Origin of the sequence: Mixta tenebrionis, assembly GCF_006517625.1 — a bacterium.
Taxonomy (GTDB): Bacteria; Pseudomonadota; Gammaproteobacteria; order Enterobacterales; family Enterobacteriaceae; genus Mixta; species Mixta tenebrionis.
In genome coordinates this window covers 16196-35091 of sequence record NZ_VHQI01000006.1, presented here as the reverse complement: position 1 = coordinate 35091, position 18896 = coordinate 16196, and the positions used below count along the sequence as shown (strand labels likewise).

Below are 18896 nucleotides of genomic sequence, written 5' to 3'. Positions count from 1 at the left end.
AGTCCGCCTGCATACAGTAATCCGACGGCTCCCCGCCGTAACGTCTTAACAAAATCACGCGCTCTCTTATTTCCCGGCGCGTAACAATAAGGGGTGTGTTTTTATGTCCTCATCAGTCAAGGTCAAGGTTCAAAGCTTTGGTCGCTTTCTGAGTAATATGGTGATGCCCAATATCGGCGCCTTTATCGCCTGGGGTATCATCACCGCGCTGTTTATTCCAACCGGCTGGCTGCCTAACGAAACGCTGGCGAAACTGGTTGGGCCGATGATCACCTACCTGCTGCCGCTGCTGATTGGCTATACCGGCGGACGGCTGGTAGGCGGCGATCGCGGCGGCGTAGTGGGCGCTATCACCACTATGGGCGTGATCGTGGGCGCGGATATGCCGATGTTTCTCGGCTCAATGATTGCTGGCCCGCTGGGCGGCTGGGCAATCCGCTCCTTTGACCGGGCGATTGACGGCAAAATCAAAAGCGGCTTTGAGATGCTGGTTAACAACTTCTCAGCCGGTATTATCGGCATGCTGCTGGCCATTGTGGCGTTTCTCGCCATCGGCCCGCTGGTAGAAGGCCTGTCCCATATTCTCGCTACCGGCGTCAACCTGATGGTGCAGCACAACCTGCTGCCGCTGACCTCGGTCTTTGTTGAACCGGCGAAAATTCTGTTCCTGAACAACGCCATTAACCACGGCATCTTCTCGCCGCTGGGCATCCAGCAGGCCAGCGAAGCCGGTAAATCGCTCTTCTTCCTGATTGAGGCTAACCCTGGTCCGGGCATGGGCGTACTGGTCGCCTATATGTTTTTTGGCCGCGGCAATGCGAAGCAGTCCGCAGGCGGCGCGGCGATTATCCATTTCCTCGGCGGCATCCATGAGATCTACTTCCCGTACGTACTGATGGCGCCGCGTTTGCTGATCGCAGTGATCCTCGGCGGCATGACCGGCGTCTTCACCCTGACGCTGCTGAACGGCGGCCTGGTTTCTCCGGCTTCTCCAGGTTCCATCCTCGCGGTACTGGCAATGACGCCCAAAGGCGCTTATTTCGCCAATATTGCCGCTATCGTGGCCGCTTTTGCGGTTTCCTTCGTGGTTTCTGCGGTACTGCTGAAAACCAGCAAAGCGAAAGACGACGACGACATCGAAGCGGCAACGCGCCGTATGCAGGATATGAAGGCGCAGTCTAAAGGCCAGGCGGGCGCGGCGGCGAATATCGCAGCGAACGGCGATCTGAGTCACGTGCGTAAAATTATCGTCGCCTGCGATGCGGGAATGGGCTCCAGCGCCATGGGCGCAGGCGTGCTGCGTAAAAAAATACAGGATGCCGGGCTGAGCCAGATTTCCGTTACCAATACCGCGATCAACGCGCTGCCGGGCGACGTCGATCTGGTGATTACCCATCGCGATCTGACTGAACGCGCCATGCGCCAGGCGCCGCACGCGCAGCATATTTCGCTGAATAACTTCCTCGACAGCGGGCTGTACGGCGATTTGACCGCGCGCCTGGTGGAAGCGCAGCGCAGCGCCGAGCTTCGCGAAAAAGTAAACGCCACGCTTGGCGACAGCTATGACAGCGGCGAGGCTAACCTGTTTAAACTGGGCGAGAGCAATATCTTTCTCGGCCAGCGCGCCGCCACGAAAGAGGAGGCGATTCGCTTCGCCGGCGAGCAGCTGGTAAAAGGCGGCTACGTTGAGCCTGAATATATTGATGCCATGCTGGAGCGTGAGAAGCTGACGCCCACTTACCTGGGCGAGTCCATTGCAGTACCGCACGGCACGGTGGCAGCGAAAGATCGCGTGCTGAAAACCGGCGTGGTGTTCTGCCAGTATCCGCAGGGCGTGCGCTTTGGTGAAGAGCAGGACGATATCGCTCGTCTGGTAATCGGCATCGCCGCCCGCAATAACGAGCATATCCAGGTGATTACCAGCCTGACCAATGCGCTGGATGATGAGAGCGTCATTGAACGTCTGGCCAATACCGCCAGCGTACAGGAAGTGTTGGATCTGCTGACCGGCAAACCGGCCTAAGCTGACCTCTACGTTGAGGGGCCGCTCTGCCCGGCCCCTTATCCGGGCAAGGCGGACTTGCCCCTCTTTTTTTTTAAAGGTATTGCAACGATGAAAGCATTACATTTCGGCGCCGGTAATATCGGGCGGGGATTTATTGGCAAGCTGCTGGCGGATGCCGGTATTGAGCTGGTTTTCGCAGACGTTAACCAGGCGGTGCTGGAGGCGTTAAACGCCCGTCGCCAGTATCCGGTACGGGTAGTGGGCGAACAGGAGCAGGTAGAAACCGTCACCGGCGTCAGCGCGGTTAACAGTACCAGCGACGAAGTCGTCACGCTGATTGCCGGGGTTGATATCGTTACCACGGCGGTTGGCCCGCAGATTCTGGCGCGCATCGCTGACAGCATCGCACGCGGCCTGGCCAAACGCAGTGATAGCGCTAATGCCCGCCCGCTGAACATCATCGCCTGTGAAAATATGGTGCGCGGCACCAGCCAGCTGAAACAGCATGTGCTGGCCGCGCTGCCGGAAAGCTACCATGCCTGGGTAGAAGAGCATGTCGGCTTTGTCGATTCCGCCGTTGACCGTATCGTGCCGCCGGGCGATGCGGACAGCAGCGATCCGCTGGAGGTAACCGTGGAAACCTTTAGCGAATGGATCGTCGATAAAACGCAGTTTAAAGGGCCGCTGCCCTCTATTCCCGGCATGGAACTGACCGACAATCTAATGGCGTTTGTTGAACGTAAGCTGTTTACCCTCAATACCGGCCATGCCATTACCGCCTACCTTGGTCAGCTGGCGGGTCATCAGACCATCCGCGACGCGATTCTCGATCCGGCGGTGCGCGCGGTAGTGAAGGGCGCAATGCAGGAGAGCGGCGCGGTGCTGATCAAACGCTACGGCTTCGATGCGCAAAAACATGCCGCCTATATCGAAAAGATCCTCGGACGCTTTGAAAACCCTTACCTGAAGGATGATGTGGAGCGCGTCGGCCGCCAGCCGCTGCGTAAGCTGAGCGCGGGCGATCGTTTAATCAAGCCGACGCTGGGCACGCTGGAGTATCAGCTGCCACATGTTAACCTGGTCAAAGGTATTGCCGCCGCAATGCGCTATCGTAGCGAGCAGGATCCGCAGGCGCAGGAACTGGCGACGCTGCTGGAAAAATCGGGCCCGCAGGCGGCGCTGGCGCAGATTTCCGGACTGGATATCAACAGCGAAGTGGTTGCCGCAGTGGTTAAGGCCTATGACGCAATGCCATAATGCGCACGCTCCCGATGGCATTTAACGGTGAGCAACAAGGGCACGGCCTGACCGTGCCCCCGCGCAGAATGATAAATGTACAGGCAACAATGGAAGAGAAGCAGGCTTTTGAAAATCAGGTGCTGGAACGCCTGAATGCCGGACGCTCGGTAAGAAGCTTCCTGATTGCCGCCGTAGAGCTGTTGAGCGAGGCGGTCAATCTGCTGGTGATTCAGGTATTTCGCAAGGATGACTATGCGGTGAAATATGCCGTCGAACCGTTACTGCTGGGCAACGGCCCGCTGGGCGAGCTTTCGGTGCGGCTGAAGCTGATTTATGGCCTGGGCGTTATCAGCCGTCAGGAATATGAAGACTGCGAGCTGCTGATGGCGCTGCGCGAAGAGCTGAATCATGACGGCACGGAATATCGCTTCAGCGACGACGAGATATTAGGCCCGTTCGGCGAGCTGCACTGCGTCAGCGCCTGGCCGCCCCGCCCCGATTTCTCAGATGACGATGCGCAGCTACGCGCCATGCAGCAGCAGCGTTATCAGCAGGTGCTGCGATCCACAATGGTGCTTTCCCTGACGGAGCTGATTTCCCGTATCAGTCTGAAGCAGGCCTTCAAAAAGTAAGCTCCGCGCCCTGCCCGCTTTTCGTGTATCATACTGGTTAATCATTAGTACAGGTAACAAGCATGAAAGAGCAGGAAAAAGCCGAAATCAAGCGCCTCAGCGATCAGCTGGATATACTTAATCGTAAAGAGCCAGCGCTGCTGGAATCAGGCGATGCGGAAAAGCTCGGCGCGCTGCTGAAAGAAAAAGAAGCGCTGACCACCGAGATTGAACGTCTGCGCAACGTCCGCGTAGAGAAGCTGAGCAAAGAAGCGCAGAAGCTGCAAAAGCTGCCGTTTAATCGCGTCATCACCAAAAAAGAGCAGGCGAATATGGGCGCGCTGAAGAAAAGCGTGCGCGGCCTGGTCGTAGTGCATCCCATGACCGCGCTGGGCAAAGAAATGGACCTGAAAGAGATGACCGGCTTTGCGCCAAAACCGTTCTGACTGGCTGGCCGGGTAAGGACTACGCCCGGCCGACGCCTCCGGCCACCACTTCCGACAGCTGCTGTTCCAGCGTATCCATAAATTCATAGCGACGACGATATTCGGCGCGTTTCTTACTGGCAATCTCCTCCAGCGGCTTACGCGGCATCGCCAGCGGCAGCTGATATCGCCCGTCCGCCAGCGCCTGGCCGCTCAGCGACAGCCAGAACTCACTGTAGCTGGCGTGGAACACCTCTTTTTTACTGTGGCGATAGCGCAGGCTGCGGAAAACGTGAGTCGTATCGCCGACCGCCTGAATCCACTGCACCTGGCAGCAGGCGGCAAGATAGAACAGCGTTTCCATCAGCAACCGTTTCGGGAAGATGCCGTGGCCCGCTTTGGTCGCCTCGCGAATGATCCCGGCATCCACCGTTTTACGCGGCCCCTGCAATCCGCCGATTAACAGCCCCAGCTGCCCCGCCTCGCGCAGAAAAGAGAAAGAGAGCGAGGCGATAGCGGTGCCGTTGTAACTCAGCACCAGCGAGACTTCGCCTTCGCGATCGAAGCGTCCGGTGCTGCAGGAGATATCAAAGCGCTCCTCGTTTTTGCCCCGCAGGGATGCCGCCAGCTGAGTAACCGGTGATAAAAGCAGCTGACGAAGCGGCGGCGACAGCTGCTGCACCGCCTCATAATGATCCAGCAGCGCCTGCGCCCGCTGCTTTACGCTAAAGCTGGCGCACAGATAGGGGCGATGAATTTTAGCGGGCAGCAAACCCTGAATATGAAGCGCCTGCCGCATAGCAGGCAGCTGCGACATTCGTTGCATATAGGAAAAAGTGGTAACCGGCCAGGCTAGCGAACGCAATAAAAACTTGGCGCGAAAACGCCGGCACGCCCATAGCTTATTTGGCTTAAATGTGCCGCGGGCCAGTTGGAAAAAAAGCGATCCGGTAGAGCTTGCTGGTATTGAGCTGTCAGTAATAGTAGACATTATTATTTATTAATATCAGGAGAACATGCACAAATAATAAGTCGAGAAATATCAACAGAAAGTTAATATCACACCAATAAAATCAGCGTTTAGGAAATATTCATTATTTTCTGGCTATATTTCACAATCATATTAAACAGAAGCTCAATGAAAAGTCTTTTTAAAATAAAAAAGCCGGCAGGGTTAACGCCCTGCCGGCCGCTTAATAACGCTTTAATTAGCGATATTATTTGGCATTAGCGAAACGCGCCGCCGCTTCATCCCAGTTGACCACGTTCCAGAACGCTTTGATGTAGTCAGGACGTTTGTTCTGATACTTCAGGTAGTAAGCATGTTCCCATACGTCAAGACCAAGGATCGGATAGCCGGAAGCGCCGGAGATCGCTTCACCCATCAGCGGGCTGTCCTGGTTGGCCGTAGAGACTACCGCCAGCTTATCGCCTTTCTTCACCAGCCATGCCCAGCCGGAGCCGAAACGGGTTGCCGCCGCTTTTTCAAACTCTTCTTTAAACTTCTCAACGCTGCCGAAATCTTTCTCGATAGCCGCTTTCAGTTCGCCCTGCAGGGTGGTGCCGGTTTTCAGGCCCTTCCAGAACAGGCTGTGGTTGTAGTGGCCGCCTGCGTTATTGCGCAGCGCGGTTTTTTTCTCTGCGGGCACCTGATCCAGTTTGGTAATCAGTTCATCTACCGGCAGGTTAGCGAATTCGGTGCCTTCCAGCGCCGCGTTGGCGTTGTTGACGTAGGTCTGGTGATGTTTAGTGTGGTGAATCTCCATCGTCTGCTTGTCGAAATGCGGTTCCAGTGCGTCGTATGCGTAAGGCAGGGATGGCAGTGAATAACTCATGTTCATCATCTCCATTTATTGTAGGGCGGCGCCTGTTGGTTGTAAGCACCGCGTAAGCAGTTGGATCATTATAGTTAAATTAGTGATCGAAAAAAGGGTTATCATCACCCTTCTGGTTATAAGGTTATACCAGATACGGTGACTTCATGCTTTATTTGCAAAGGCCGAACAACAAAAAGCACAACCGCCGTAAAATCATCGTAACCCATTGATAAATAAAAAGCGATTTGCCTTTCTTTTAAGTTTGTTTAAGCAGCGGCGCTGCGGCGAAAAATCGCACGGCGACAGGCACGGCCAGGCCCTGCGCCAGCGCGCTGCGGCGGCGTGTTATCCCTGCTGGCGCTCAGCTGAACGCCATAATTGTCGGCAACCTTGCGCGCTGTTAGCCGCTTCCGGGGCGCGCTCGTTACGCATCACCTGCCGGCGGTTTTTGCCGTCTTATCCTGGAAAAATGCCCGTCTTTAGCGCGGCGCAAAACGCACGGATCGTCAAATCCGCGGCGCCGCCGCCGTCGGTAAAGGTTAAAAAAGCCGCCGCTGGCTCATCAGCGGGCTAACGACAGGCAAAAAAATAGCCCCGTATGACCGGGGCTAGTTAACACATACTGGAAGGCTACGCCTTAGCCCAGCGGATCATTGTTCGGCGGGCACGGGCACGGCTCGCAATCTTTGCCCGGAATATTATTAACGATGTTGATAATCACGTTGGAAACCACGTTAATAATGCTCACCGCCGCATTGACGCTGACGTTAACGATGTTGAACACCATATTAAAGATAGAGTCCAGCGAGAAGGAGATATTGCAGTCATAGCCGCCGCCATAACCACCACCGTAGTAACCGCCGCCATAGCAGCCGCCATTTACTGCACTTATTTCAACCGCATTTAATTCTTTCATGACAACTCCTTTTAATTAAATCCCAATGTTATTCAAATTTATACTATGCACTTCTTTTTATTATGAGCACCACTCTGACAAAAAAGTAAATAAGCAACAGGGCGCTCAAATCACTTATTTACAAAATCGTTATCTTTTAGAATAAGTACTATTATCTCTGCCGCCTGATCTCATTTAATTAATACCACCGTTCTGTTTATCAGATTTCTTTTTTAAACTGGTATGAATTACTCTGTTTTCCTGTCAGCAGAACATCGCTTTATTGAATATGGTTTTCACTACAAAATAGTTTTATTACTAACGGAATAATAAGCTACAAAATATAGACCATGTTCAGGTATTGCCGTTTTACGCTTATCGGTAATCAAAGAATATAGTTAATTTACTAAAAAAATAGCTCCTTTATATCGGAGCTATTAGTAGTAACAGAGTGACTAAAAAAACTTAGCCAATCGGTTCCGGATTCGGTTCCGGATCAGGGTTGTTGCAATCTATAATCTTAACGATGATAGCAGCACAGCCTAACACGATACCCAGTCCCCAGTGCAGCGGGCAATACGGTACTAACGCAATAGATGCGATAGCAGCGCCAGCCAGGATCGCAGAGGTATCACCATCACCAACTGCGTTACCAATTGATGCGCCGATAAACGGCGCGGAGAAATAAAATCCACCAGAAACTGAGTTAATTTCAGTTGCGGTAAGCTCTTTCATATTAATTCCTTTTATTTAAAAGTCTTGAATGTGATGACTTATGCGCCACCCCGAAACAAATCCATGCAGGGGTATTGCACTCGCCAATAATAGACTAAAAAAAACAGCCGAAGCAACCTGTAAATATCTTAAAAGACTATACAGCCGTTTTATAATTATTATTTTTTCATTGAATTACTTTTAATGACTATTTATTTAATAGTCATTTATTTTTGCCGATCGATAACCGGAATAGATCTATTACTATTTTTTAGCGGTAAAATAGCCCAATCGGTGAATTTTATTGCACGGGGCATGTTGTTATAGTTCTGGCCGAAAGGGAGAAAAAACATATTCTCCCTGTGGTTTTAACAATATAGTTAATAGCTTACAGTGAATTATTAATTAACCGTCTTGGATGAGTGTAAACCGTGGCGCGTCCAGGTTTGCTAAAGCCTACCAGCGTCAGATTACTGCGTTCCGCCACTTCGACCGCCAGCCGCGTCGCCGCCGAAACGGCGAACAGGATCTGCACGCCGCACATGGCCGATTTTTGCACCATTTCATAACTGGCGCGGCTGGATACCAGGGCCGCGCCGCGCGCCCACCCTCTACGGCTGCGGTAGCCCAACAGCTTATCCAGCGCAACGTGGCGCCCTACATCCTCGCAGCCGCCGGCCAACTGCCCTTCTTCACCGATCCATGCCGCCGCATGGGTACAGCCGGTAAGCTGCCCTACCGGCTGATAATCTTTCAGCTGCCGCAGCGCGCTATCCAGCAGGGAGAGGTCAAAAGTCTGGCTGAATGGCAACGGCGCAATCGGCTTGCCGATATCGTTCAGCTGCTCGACGCCGCATACGCCGCAGCCGGTGCGGCCGGCCATCGCCCGGCGCCGCTCTTTCAGCGCCATAAAGCGGCGGCTGGAAAGTTCGATTTGCACCTCAATGCCGTTACAGCCCGGCACCACATCAATACCGTAAATCTCTTCCGGCGCGACGATAATCCCTTCCGACAGCGAAAATCCTAACGCAAACGCTTCCAAATCTTTGGGGGTGCTCATCATGACGACATGAGATATACCGTTGTAGACCAGCGCTACCGGCACCTCGTCGGCCAGCCAGTCGCTACGGGATTGCGTCAGCGCGTCCCGCTGCCAAACCAGCGCCTTGCTCGCGCCGGTGAAGCTGCTCACAGCTTCGTAATTTTGTTGATCTTCAGAGTTCAATTTACGTCTACCTGGTTATAACAGCCACACAAATTCGATGGTAATCTTAAGCCGCTTATTACTTCAGCATTTGCCTGGCAATTCTGAACCTGCAACCGGTGCATCGCAAAGAAATCGCTGTACAAAAAATGCGAAACGCTATCTGGCGGCGCAGCTTTTACTTTGCACGCTGAAAGCGCTAATTACATTAATATAAATAAACGGTAAAAAGATACACTTCGATTATTTAATGGCTCAAATCATTAAATTTTCTGAATGTACCCCTTTAGTATTAATGACTTAATATTTATAACAAAACCATTACTTTTTGATTACGGTCAAAAAAATAACCTCTGAGGCTGTTATTTTCCCTGTTTCTGGCAATGCTTTGAGCAAAAAATAAATATTATGCATATTAATAGACGCAGTTTTTTCAAAATCTGTGCGGGCGGCATGGCTGGTACGACCTTGAGTTTATTAGGGTTTGCCCCCACCGCTGCTCTTGCGAACATCAGAGAATATAAACTTTTACGGGCGAAAGAAACCCGCAATAATTGCACCTATTGTTCCGTAGGTTGCGGCATGCTGATTTACAGTCGCGGCGACGGCGCAAAGAACGCTATCTCTTCGATCTATCATATTGAAGGCGATCCCGATCATCCGGTTAGTCGTGGCTCACTTTGCCCCAAAGGCGCGGGCGTGCTGGATTACATCCACAGCGAGCAGCGGCTGAAATATCCTGAATATCGCGCGCCAGGCTCAAACGAGTGGCGGCGCATCAGCTGGGAAGAGGCGTTCGATCGCATTGCCCGCCTGATGAAAGAAGACCGCGACGCCAACTTCCAGCAAAAAAATGCGCAGGGAGTGACGGTAAACCGCTGGCCCACTACCGGCATGCTCTGCTCCTCCGCCGCCAGTAATGAAACCGGCCTGCTCGACCATAAATTTGCGCGCGCTTTAGGGATCGTCGCCCTGGAAAACCAGGCCCGGCTCTGTCACGGCCCCACGGTTTCCGCACTGGCGCCCAGCTTCGGGCGCGGCGCGATGACGAATAACTGGAACGATATTAAAAACGCCAACGTCGTAATGATTATGGGCGGTAATCCGGCAGAGGCGCATCCCGTTGGATTTAAATGGGTCATCGAAGCGAAAACCCACAATAAAGCTAAAGTAATTGTGGTCGATCCGCGCTTCAACCGCTCGGCTGCGGTCGCCGATATCTATGCCCCGCTGCGCGCCGGCAGCGACGTGGCGTTTTTAATGGGCCTGACCAACTATCTGCTGCAGCACGACCATATCCAGCACGAGTATGTCAAACACTACACCAACGCTTCGCTGATCGTCAGCGAAGGCTTCAGCTTTGAAGCGGGTCTGTTCAGCGGCTACGATGAGGCGACGCAGAAGTACGATAAATCCAGCTGGCACTATGAGCTGGACGCTAACGGCGCGGCCAAACGCGATATGACGCTGACGCATCCGCGCTGCGTACTTAATCTGCTGAAAAAACACGCCAGCCGCTATACGCCGGAGATGGTCAGCCGCCTGTGCGGCACCGCCAAAGAAGATTTTCTGGCTATCTGCCAGACAATAGCCAGCACCAGCGTTCCCGATCGCACCGCCACCTTCCTGTACGCGCTCGGCTGGACGCACCATACTAACGGCGCGCAGATTATCCGTACCGCGGCGATCGTCCAGCTGCTGCTGGGCAACATCGGTATGCCCGGCGGCGGCATCAACGCCCTGCGCGGCCACTCCAACGTTCAGGGCTACACCGATCTCGGCCTGCTGGCGCAGAGCCTGCCCGGCTACCTGCCGCTGCCTTCGGAAAAGCAAACCACGCTTGCCAGCTATCTGCAGCAGGCGACGCCCGTTTCTCCGCTGCCAGGCCAGGTTAACTACTGGCAGAACACCGATAAATTCTTCGTCAGCCTGATGAAGAGCTTCTACGGCGATAACGCGACGGCGGAAAACCAGTGGGGCTATGACTGGCTGCCTAAATGGGATAAGAGCTACGACTGCCTGGCGCTGGCCGATATGATGGAGCAGGGGCAGTTTAACGGCTTCATTATTCAGGGTTTTAACCCGCTGGCGGCCTTCCCTAACAAAAACAAAGCGTTTCGCGCCTTCTCCCGCCTGAAATATATGGTGGTTATCGATCCGCTAAGCACCGAAACCGCCAGCTTCTGGCAGCATCATGGCGAATTTAACGATGTCGATCCGGCGCAGATTCAAACGGAGGTCTTCCGTCTGCCCTCTTCCTGCTTCGCGGAGGAAAACGGTTCGGTAGCCAACTCGTCACGCTGGTTACAGTGGCACTGGGCCGCGGCGGAACCGCCGGGAGAAGCGCTGCACGACGGTAAAATTCTCGGCAATATCTTCCTGCGTCTGCGCGAGCGCTATCGCCAGGAAGGCGGCGCCGCGCCGGAACCCCTGCTGGCGATGAGCTGGAACTATACCGATCCGAGCAATCCGGAGCCGGAAGAGGTGGCGCGCGAAAGCAACGGCTGGGCGCTGACCGATATCTACGACGATAGCGGCAAGCTGCTGTTGAAGAAAGGGCAGCAAATCAGCTCCTTTGCCGAACTGCGCAATGACGGCACCACCGCCAGCGGCTGCTGGATCTACGCCGGCAGCTGGACGCAGGAAGGCAACCAGATGGCGCGCCGCGACAATGCCGATCCGTCAGGTCTGGGAGCGATTTCCGGCTGGGCGTGGGCGTGGCCGGCTAACCGCCGCATCCTTTATAACCGCGCCTCGGCCGATCCGCAGGGCAAAGCCTGGGACCCGCAGCGCAAGCTGATTGAGTGGGATGGCAAACGCTGGCAGGGCTACGACGTACCGGATTATCCGCTGACGGCCGCGCCGGAGAAACAGATCGGTCCCTTCATTATGCTGCCTGACGGCATGGGACACCTGTTTGCGCTGGATAAACTGGCCGACGGCCCTTTCCCGGAACACTATGAGCCGATGGAAAGTCCGACCGCCACTAACCCGCTGCATCCGGAACAGGTGCACAGCCCGGTAGTGCGTATTTTCCCGCACGATGTCAAAACGCTGGGCAAGGCGGACGCCTTCCCGTATGTCGCCACTACCTACTCGATCACGGAGCTGTTCCGACACTGGACCAAACATGCCCGACTGAACGCCATCGCCCAGCCGGAACAGTTTGTCGAAATCGGCGCCGAGCTGGCGGCGGATAAAGGCATTAGCGCCGGCGACAGCGTCAGGGTGAGTTCGCAGCGCGGCTATATCAAGGCCAAAGCGGTGGTCACGAAGCGCTTACGCCGCCTGACCATTGACGGCAGACAGGTGGATACTATCGGCGTTCCCTGCCACTGGGGCTTTGAAGGCGCCACGCAGAAAGGCTTTTTAGCCAATACTCTGTCGCCGTCCGTTGGCGACGCTAACTCACAAACTCCTGAATATAAAGCATTCTTAGTGAACGTGGAAAAGGTGTAACGGAGAACGATTATGGCTTATCAGTCGCAAGACATTATTCGTCGCTCCGCGACAAACGGCTTAACGCCGCCGCCGCAGGCGCGCGATCATCAGCAGGAAATCGCCAAGCTGATTGACGTCACCACCTGTATCGGCTGTAAGGCGTGTCAGGTTGCCTGCTCGGAATGGAACGATATCCGTGATGAGGTCGGGCATAACGTCGGGGTATACGATAACCCCACCGATCTGAGCGCGAAATCCTGGACGGTGATGCGCTTCTCTGAAGTGGAAGAGAACGGCAGGCTGGAGTGGCTTATCCGCAAGGATGGCTGCATGCACTGCGCCGATCCGGGCTGCCTGAAGGCGTGCCCGGCAGAGGGCGCGATTATCCAGTACGCCAACGGCATCGTCGATTTCCAGTCAGAGCACTGTATCGGCTGCGGCTACTGCATCGCGGGCTGTCCGTTTAACGTTCCGCGCATGAATGAGGATGACAACCGCGTCTATAAATGTACGCTGTGCGTGGATCGCGTCAGCGTCGGCCAGGAACCCGCCTGCGTAAAAACCTGCCCGACCGGCGCTATCCATTTCGGCAGCAAAGCGGATATGCGCCAGCTGGCGGCGGAGCGTGTTGAAGAGCTGAAAACCCGCGGCTACGAGAACGCCGGTCTGTACGATCCGTCCGGCGTCGGCGGCACGCACGTTATGTACGTACTGCATCACGCCAACAAGCCGCAGCTTTACCACGGCCTGCCGGATAATCCGTCCATCAGCCCGACGGTTACCTTCTGGAAAGGCATCTGGAAACCGCTGGCGGCGATCGGCTTCGCCGCGACCTTCGCCGCGTCGGTCTTCCACTATGTGGGCATCGGGCCGAACCGCGTGAGCGAGCACGAGGAAGAAGAGCAGGAAAAAGAGGAGCATCAATCATGAAAAAGCGCGATCTGATCGTGCGCTACAGCGCGCTGGAACGCATCAATCACTGGATTGTGGCGTTCTGCTTCATCTTTGCCGCTCTCAGCGGCCTGGGGTTCTTTTTTCCGTCGTTTAACTGGCTGATGAACGTGCTGGGCACGCCGCAGCTGGCGCGCATCCTGCACCCTTTTGTCGGCGTGGCGATGTTTTTCGCCTTCCTGGTAATGTTTTTCCGCTACTGGCGGCACAATCTGCTGGAGCGGGAAGATGTGCGCTGGGCGCGCAATATCCACAAAATTATCAGGAATGAAGAGTTCGGCGACACCGGCCGCTATAATTTGGGGCAAAAGTGTGTATTCTGGGCTGCTATCATCAGCTTACTGCTGCTGCTGGCGAGTGGCATCGTGATCTGGCGTCCTTATTTCGCCGCTTCCTTTCCCATTCCGCTGATCCGGCTGGCATTGCTGGTGCATTCCGTCGCGGCGATTGGCCTGATCCTGGTGATTATGGTGCATATCTACGCGGCGCTATGGATAAAAGGCACTATTACCGCCATGGTAGAGGGTTGGGTCACGCCGCTCTGGGCGAAGGCGCACCATCCGCGCTGGTATCGCACTGTTCGGGCACAGCAGAGCCAATCGACACAACAGGATAAACATCCCTGATGACTATTCGCATCATCCCGCAGGAACAGCTGGAGAAAAGCGACAAAACAACGGCGGATATGATTCCGCCGTTACTTTTCCCCCGGCTAAAAAACTTATACAGCCGCCGCGCCGCGCGTTTACGCCAGCTGGCGGCGAAAAATCCGCTGGGCGACTACCTGCGCTTCGTCGCTTTTATTGCGGAAGCGCAGGAAATTGTCCTCTACGATCACCCGCTGAACCTGGATCTCCATACGCGCCTGAGTGAAGCCGCCGCCAGCGGCAAACCGCCGCTCGATATCCATACGCTGCCGCGCGACGCGCACTGGCAGCGCCTGCTGCACTCGCTGATTGCCGAGCTGAAGCCGGAAATGAGCGGTCAGGCGCTGGCGGTGCTGGAAAATCTGGAGAAAACCTCCGCGCCGGAGCTGGAAGAGCTGGCCTCCGCGCTGCTGGCGCACGATTTCGCCAAAGTCAGCAGCGATAAAGCGCCCTTTATCTGGGCCGCCCTGTCGGTTTACTGGGCGCAGATGGCGGCGCTGATCCCTGGCAAGGCGCGCGCCGAATATGGCGACCAGCGCCAGTTTTGCCCGGTCTGTAATAGCGTGCCGGTAAGCAGCGTGATACATATGGGAACGGAAAGCGGCGGCCTGCGCTATTTGCACTGCAACCTGTGCGAAAGCGAATGGCACGTGGTTCGCGCCAAATGTTCCAACTGCGAGCAGACGCGCGATCTACACTATTGGTCGCTGGACAGTGAACAGTCCGCCGTGAAGGCGGAGAGCTGCGGCGACTGCGGCACCTACCTCAAAATGCTGCGGCAGGAGAAAGATCCCGCCGTCGATCCGGTGGCGGACGATCTGGCTTCGCTGATGCTGGATGCGCGTATGGAGCAGGAGGGTTTCGCCCGCAGCAGCCTGAATCCGTTCCTGTTTCCTGGCAGCGAGTGATTGCTGGCGATCGGGTCGATTCCCGGCCCGGCGCCTGATCCATCCATCAGAGGGAGAGGCGTCATGAAACTTATCGGCAACTATACCAGCCCCTGGGTGCGTAAGATTTCCGTTATCCTGCTGGAAAAAGGTATTACGTTTGAATTCAGCAATGAATCCCCCTGGTCTGAAGAGAGTCACGTTCCGCAATATAATCCTCTAGGCAAAGTGCCCGCGCTGGTTGATGATAGCGGCGCCTGCTGGTACGACTCGCCGATTATCGCCGCTTACCTGGAAACGCTGCCGCATACGCCAAAGCTGCTGCCGGACGATGCGCTGGCCACGGTTAACGTTCGCCAGCTGGAGGCGCTGGCCGACGGCATCAGCGACGCGGCGCTGTTTATCGTGCGCGAGCAGCTGCGCCCGACAGAACAGCAATCGCCGGAAGAGATGCTGCGCCAGCGCCATAAGATCGAACGCGGCCTCGACGCGCTGGAACGTGCGGCGGCCAGCGGCGCCTGGCTCAACGGCGACATGATAAATCTTGCCGATATCGCGGCGGCCTGCGCTATCGGTTACCTTAATTTTCGACGCGTGACACCTAACTGGTGCGTTAATCGCCCTGCGCTGGTTAAGCTGGTAGAGAAAAACTTTCAGCGCGAGAGCTTTGCCCGTACGGTGCCGCCAGCCACCTGAGAACAGGGATGCTATGAGCACACTTTACCATCAGCTTCCGGCTATCGATCGCCTGCTGCGCGAGCCTGCGCTTCAGGCGCTGGGCGCGCAGTACGGCGCCTCCTTTCTGACGCAGATCCTGCGCGCCATGCAGCAGGAGGCGCGCGACGCAATCCGACAGCAGCAACAGCTGCCCCGCTGGCACGCCGACTGGGCGCAGGAGGCGGCGGCGCGGCTGGCGCAGCGCAGCCGCAGCGCGCTGCGTCCGGTATTTAACCTGACCGGCACGGTGCTGCATACCAACCTGGGCAGGACGCGGCTGGCGGAGCAGGCGATAGCGGCGCTCAGCCAGACCGCGCGCCATGCGGTCACGCTGGAGTATGCGCTGGACGAGGCGGAGCGCGGGCATCGCGATCGGGCGCTGGCGCAGCTGCTGTGCGAGCTGACCGGCGCGGAAGACTCCTGTATCGTTAACAACAACGCGGCGGCGGTGCTGCTGATGCTGTCGGCGCTGGCGCCCGGCAGAGAAGTTATCGTCTCACGCGGCGAACTGGTGGAGATCGGCGGCGCCTTTCGCATACCCGACGTGATGCGTCAGGCGGGCTGCCTGTTGCATGAAGTGGGCACCACCAACCGCACTCACCTGAAAGATTACCGCAGCGCGGTGAACGAGCAGAGCGCGCTGCTGATGAAAGTTCATACCAGCAACTATCAGATTCAGGGCTTTACCAAAGCGGTCGACGAGGCGGAGCTGGTGACGCTGGGCGAGGAACTCGGCCTGCCGGTCATTAGCGATCTCGGCAGCGGTTCGCTTATCGATCTCAGCCGCTACGGGCTGCCCGCCGAGCCGATGCCGCAGCAGCTGATCGCCAGCGGCGTCAGTCTGGTGAGCTTTTCCGGCGATAAGCTGCTGGGCGGACCGCAGGCGGGCATTATCGTTGGCAAAAAAGATCTGATCGCCCGTCTGCAGCAGCATCCGTTAAAACGCGCGCTGCGGGTGGATAAGCTGACGCTGGCGGCGCTGGAGGCCACGCTGCAGCTCTATCGCCAGCCGGAACGGCTGCACGACAGCCTGCCGACGCTGCGCCTGCTGACGCGCGACCGGGAATCGCTACGGCAACAGGCGGAACGGCTGCTGCCGCCGCTGCAGGCACGGTGGGGCGCATCTTACCAGTTGGCGATCGCCCCCTGCTTTTCCCAAATCGGCAGCGGTTCGCTGCCGGCGGATCGCCTGCCGAGCTATGCCATCACCTTTGCGCCGCACGACGGACGCGGCGGCAGCCTGGAAGCGCTGGCGCAGCGCTGGCGCCAGCTCTCTGTCCCGGTAATTGGCCGTTTACAGGAGGGGCGCCTGTGGCTCGACCTGCGTTGTCTTGAAGATGAAACTCTGTTTTTACGGACGCTGGGCTCATGATTATCGCCACCGCGGGCCATGTCGATCATGGTAAAACCGCCCTGCTGCAGGCGCTGACCGGCACCGACGCCGATCGCCTGCCGGAAGAGAAAAAGCGCGGCATGACTATCGATCTCGGCTACGCCTACTGGCCGCAGCCGGATGGCCGCATACTGGGCTTTATCGACGTGCCCGGCCATGAAAAATTCCTCGCCAATATGTTGAGCGGCATCGGCGGCATCAGTCATGCGCTGCTGGTGGTCGCCTGCGATGACGGCGTAATGCCGCAGACCCGCGAGCATCTGACGCTGCTGAAGCTGGCCGGGCAGCCGCCGCTCACCGTCGCGCTGACGAAAAGCGATCGCGTGGCGGCGACGCGGATCGATGAGGTGGCGCGTCAGGTTACGGCATTAACGCAGCAGCTGGGCTGGCAGCGCTGCGCCCGGTTCCCCACCAGCGTAGTGACCGGCGCCGGGCTGGAGGCGCTGCGACAGCATCTCAGCGCGCTGCCCGCGGCACAAAACGCGCAGGCGCGCCCGTTCCGCCTGGCGATCGATCGCGCCTTTACCATTAAGGGCGCGGGGCTGGTAGTAACCGGCACGGCGCTGGCAGGCCAGGTCTGTATCGGCGATCGGCTGTGGCTGACCGGCGTTAATCAGCCGGTGCGGGTACGCGGTCTGCACGCGCAGAACCAGCCGACGCAGCAGGCATACGGCGGCCAGCGCATCGCTCTGAATATCAGCGGCGAAGTGGAAAAGGGACAAATCAACCGCGGCGACTGGCTGCTCGCCGCCGGGCGGCCGGAAGGCAGCCGACGCCTGATTGTGGCGCTTGAGGCGCTGCAGCCGCTGGAGCAGTGGCAGTCGGTACATATCTATCACGCGGCCAGCCACATTACCGGCCGCGTGTCGCTGCTGGAAGGCGAGCTGGCGGAGCTGGTGCTGGATGCCCCGCTCTGGCTGGCGGATAACGATCGGCTTATTTTGCGCGATATCAGCGCCCGACAAACGCTGGCCGCGGCCCGCGTGGTGCTGCTGGACAGCAAACGGCGCGGCAAACGTCAGCCGCACTATTTAAGCTGGCTGCATCAGCTGGCCGACGCCGCGGACGATAGCGCAGCGATTAACTGCTATCTGCAACAGCAGCCCTGCCTGCCTGACGCGCTCTGCTGGGCGCGCCAGCTGCAGCCGCCGGCGCTGCAGCAGCTCACCGCGGCGCTGCGGCCAATAGAGGCAGGCGGCTGGCTGCTTGGCGCGCAGGTGGCGCAGCGCTGGCAGGAGATGCTGCTGGGCACGCTGGCGCATTTCCATCAGCAGCACGGCGATCAGCCCGGCGTCGGGCGCGATCGGCTGCGCCGTATGGCGTTGCCGGAGGTACGACAGGAGATCGCCTGCGCCCTTATCGAAATGCTGATAGCGCGCGGCGCGCTGGTGAATCGCCAGGGCTGGCTGCATTTACCTACCTTTAAACCGAGGTTTAACGCGCAGGAAGCGAAGCTCTGGCAGCGGGTGGCGCCGCTGTTCGCCGACGATCCGCTCTGGGTTCGCGATATCGCTCAGCGGCTGGGCGAGGAGGAGGAGACTATTCGTCAGCTGCTGCTGACCGCCGCGCAGCTGGGGCAGGTTACGGCGATCGTGCGCGATCGTTACTATCGCAGCGACAGAATACGGATCTTCGCCGATCTGATTCGCCAGCAGGCCGCCGCGACCGGAGCCGCCAGCGCCGCCGATTTTCGCAACCAGCTCGGCACCGGCCGTAAAATCGCGATTCAGCTGCTGGAGTTCTTTGACCGCAGCGGCTTTACCCGCCGACGCGGCAACGAGCATATCCTGCGCGACGAGGCGCTGTTTAACGGCGCGCCGGCAGAGTAAACCTGTTTACCGCCAGAGCCTTTTCCTGCTTAGCGCGGAGAGAACAGGCGGCGAGCCGGGAGCGTTGTTCCATGCCGCGCCGGCACCCGATCGGCGATGACGGAAGGAAAATATTGCAAAA

The 18896-nt window shown here is 57.1% G+C and carries 16 protein-coding genes; 11 read left to right on the top strand and 5 right to left on the bottom strand.

Annotated features, from left to right (window positions below; translation table 11 throughout):
• Window positions 1–103 precede the first annotated feature (103 nt).
• The 4 genes from FKM52_RS11080 to FKM52_RS11065 all read left to right on the top strand — a co-directional run bounded on the left by FKM52_RS11080 (window position 104) and on the right by FKM52_RS11065 (window position 4301).
• Window positions 104–2023, top strand: coding sequence for a PTS mannitol transporter subunit IICBA (locus FKM52_RS11080; protein ID WP_141176242.1), 1920 nt, complete (start codon window positions 104–106; stop codon window positions 2021–2023).
• A gap of 90 nt (window positions 2024–2113) precedes the next feature.
• Window positions 2114–3262, top strand: coding sequence for a mannitol-1-phosphate 5-dehydrogenase (gene mtlD / locus FKM52_RS11075; protein WP_141176241.1), 1149 nt, complete (start codon window positions 2114–2116; stop codon window positions 3260–3262).
• Window positions 3263–3330: 68 nt separating this feature from the next.
• Entirely contained in the window at window positions 3331–3876 is a 546-nt protein-coding gene (mtlR, locus tag FKM52_RS11070; protein ID WP_377088980.1) for a mannitol operon repressor MtlR, read from the top strand.
• Window positions 3877–3938: 62 nt separating this feature from the next.
• Window positions 3939–4301 (top strand): YibL family ribosome-associated protein, encoded by a 363-nt coding sequence (locus FKM52_RS11065; protein WP_141176239.1) that lies wholly within the window; start codon window positions 3939–3941, stop codon window positions 4299–4301.
• Between the two features lie 19 nt (window positions 4302–4320).
• Here FKM52_RS11065 and FKM52_RS11060 read toward each other — a convergent pair whose 3' ends face one another.
• The 5 genes from FKM52_RS11060 to fdhD form a co-directional block, all read right to left on the bottom strand.
• On the bottom strand, window positions 4321–5271 hold the full coding sequence (locus FKM52_RS11060; RefSeq protein ID WP_141176238.1) for a VirK/YbjX family protein: 951 nt from the start codon (window positions 5269–5271) through the stop codon (window positions 4321–4323).
• A gap of 226 nt (window positions 5272–5497) precedes the next feature.
• Complete coding sequence (gene sodA / locus FKM52_RS11055; protein ID WP_141176237.1) at window positions 5498–6115, bottom strand: superoxide dismutase [Mn]; 618 nt, start codon at window positions 6113–6115, stop codon at window positions 5498–5500.
• Window positions 6116–6734: 619 nt separating this feature from the next.
• Window positions 6735–7013, bottom strand: coding sequence for a hypothetical protein (locus FKM52_RS11050; protein WP_141176236.1), 279 nt, complete (start codon window positions 7011–7013; stop codon window positions 6735–6737).
• Window positions 7014–7457: 444 nt separating this feature from the next.
• Window positions 7458–7727: a hypothetical protein gene (locus FKM52_RS11045; RefSeq protein ID WP_141176235.1), complete on the bottom strand. Its 270-nt coding sequence runs from the start codon at window positions 7725–7727 to the stop codon at window positions 7458–7460.
• 367 nt (window positions 7728–8094) lie between these two features.
• Entirely contained in the window at window positions 8095–8931 is an 837-nt protein-coding gene (gene fdhD, locus FKM52_RS11040) for a formate dehydrogenase accessory sulfurtransferase FdhD (protein WP_141176234.1), read from the bottom strand.
• Window positions 8932–9318: 387 nt separating this feature from the next.
• Between fdhD and fdnG the strand changes: the two genes are divergently transcribed.
• The 7 genes from fdnG (at window position 9319) to selB (ending at window position 18775) form a co-directional block, all read left to right on the top strand.
• Window positions 9319–12369 (top strand): formate dehydrogenase-N subunit alpha, encoded by a 3051-nt coding sequence (gene fdnG, locus FKM52_RS11035; protein ID WP_141176233.1) that lies wholly within the window; start codon window positions 9319–9321, stop codon window positions 12367–12369.
• 12 nt (window positions 12370–12381) lie between these two features.
• The gene (gene fdxH, locus FKM52_RS11030) at window positions 12382–13281 is read left to right on the top strand and encodes a formate dehydrogenase subunit beta (protein ID WP_141176232.1); all 900 of its coding nucleotides are present in this window, start codon (window positions 12382–12384) and stop codon (window positions 13279–13281) included.
• A complete protein-coding gene (gene fdoI / locus FKM52_RS11025; protein ID WP_141176231.1) occupies window positions 13278–13928 on the top strand; it encodes a formate dehydrogenase cytochrome b556 subunit in 651 nt (216 codons plus the stop codon). Before fdxH ends, fdoI begins: the two co-directional genes overlap by 4 nt.
• Entirely contained in the window at window positions 13928–14857 is a 930-nt protein-coding gene (fdhE, locus tag FKM52_RS11020; protein ID WP_141176230.1) for a formate dehydrogenase accessory protein FdhE, read from the top strand. Before fdoI ends, fdhE begins: the two co-directional genes overlap by 1 nt.
• Window positions 14858–14920: 63 nt before the next feature.
• Entirely contained in the window at window positions 14921–15532 is a 612-nt protein-coding gene (locus tag FKM52_RS11015; protein ID WP_141176229.1) for a glutathione S-transferase, read from the top strand.
• A 13-nt stretch (window positions 15533–15545) separates the two neighbouring features.
• On the top strand, window positions 15546–16925 hold the full coding sequence (gene selA / locus FKM52_RS11010) for an L-seryl-tRNA(Sec) selenium transferase (protein ID WP_141176228.1): 1380 nt from the start codon (window positions 15546–15548) through the stop codon (window positions 16923–16925).
• Complete coding sequence (selB, locus tag FKM52_RS11005) at window positions 16922–18775, top strand: selenocysteine-specific translation elongation factor (protein WP_141176227.1); 1854 nt, start codon at window positions 16922–16924, stop codon at window positions 18773–18775. Before selA ends, selB begins: the two co-directional genes overlap by 4 nt.
• Window positions 18776–18896: the final 121 nt, after the last annotated feature.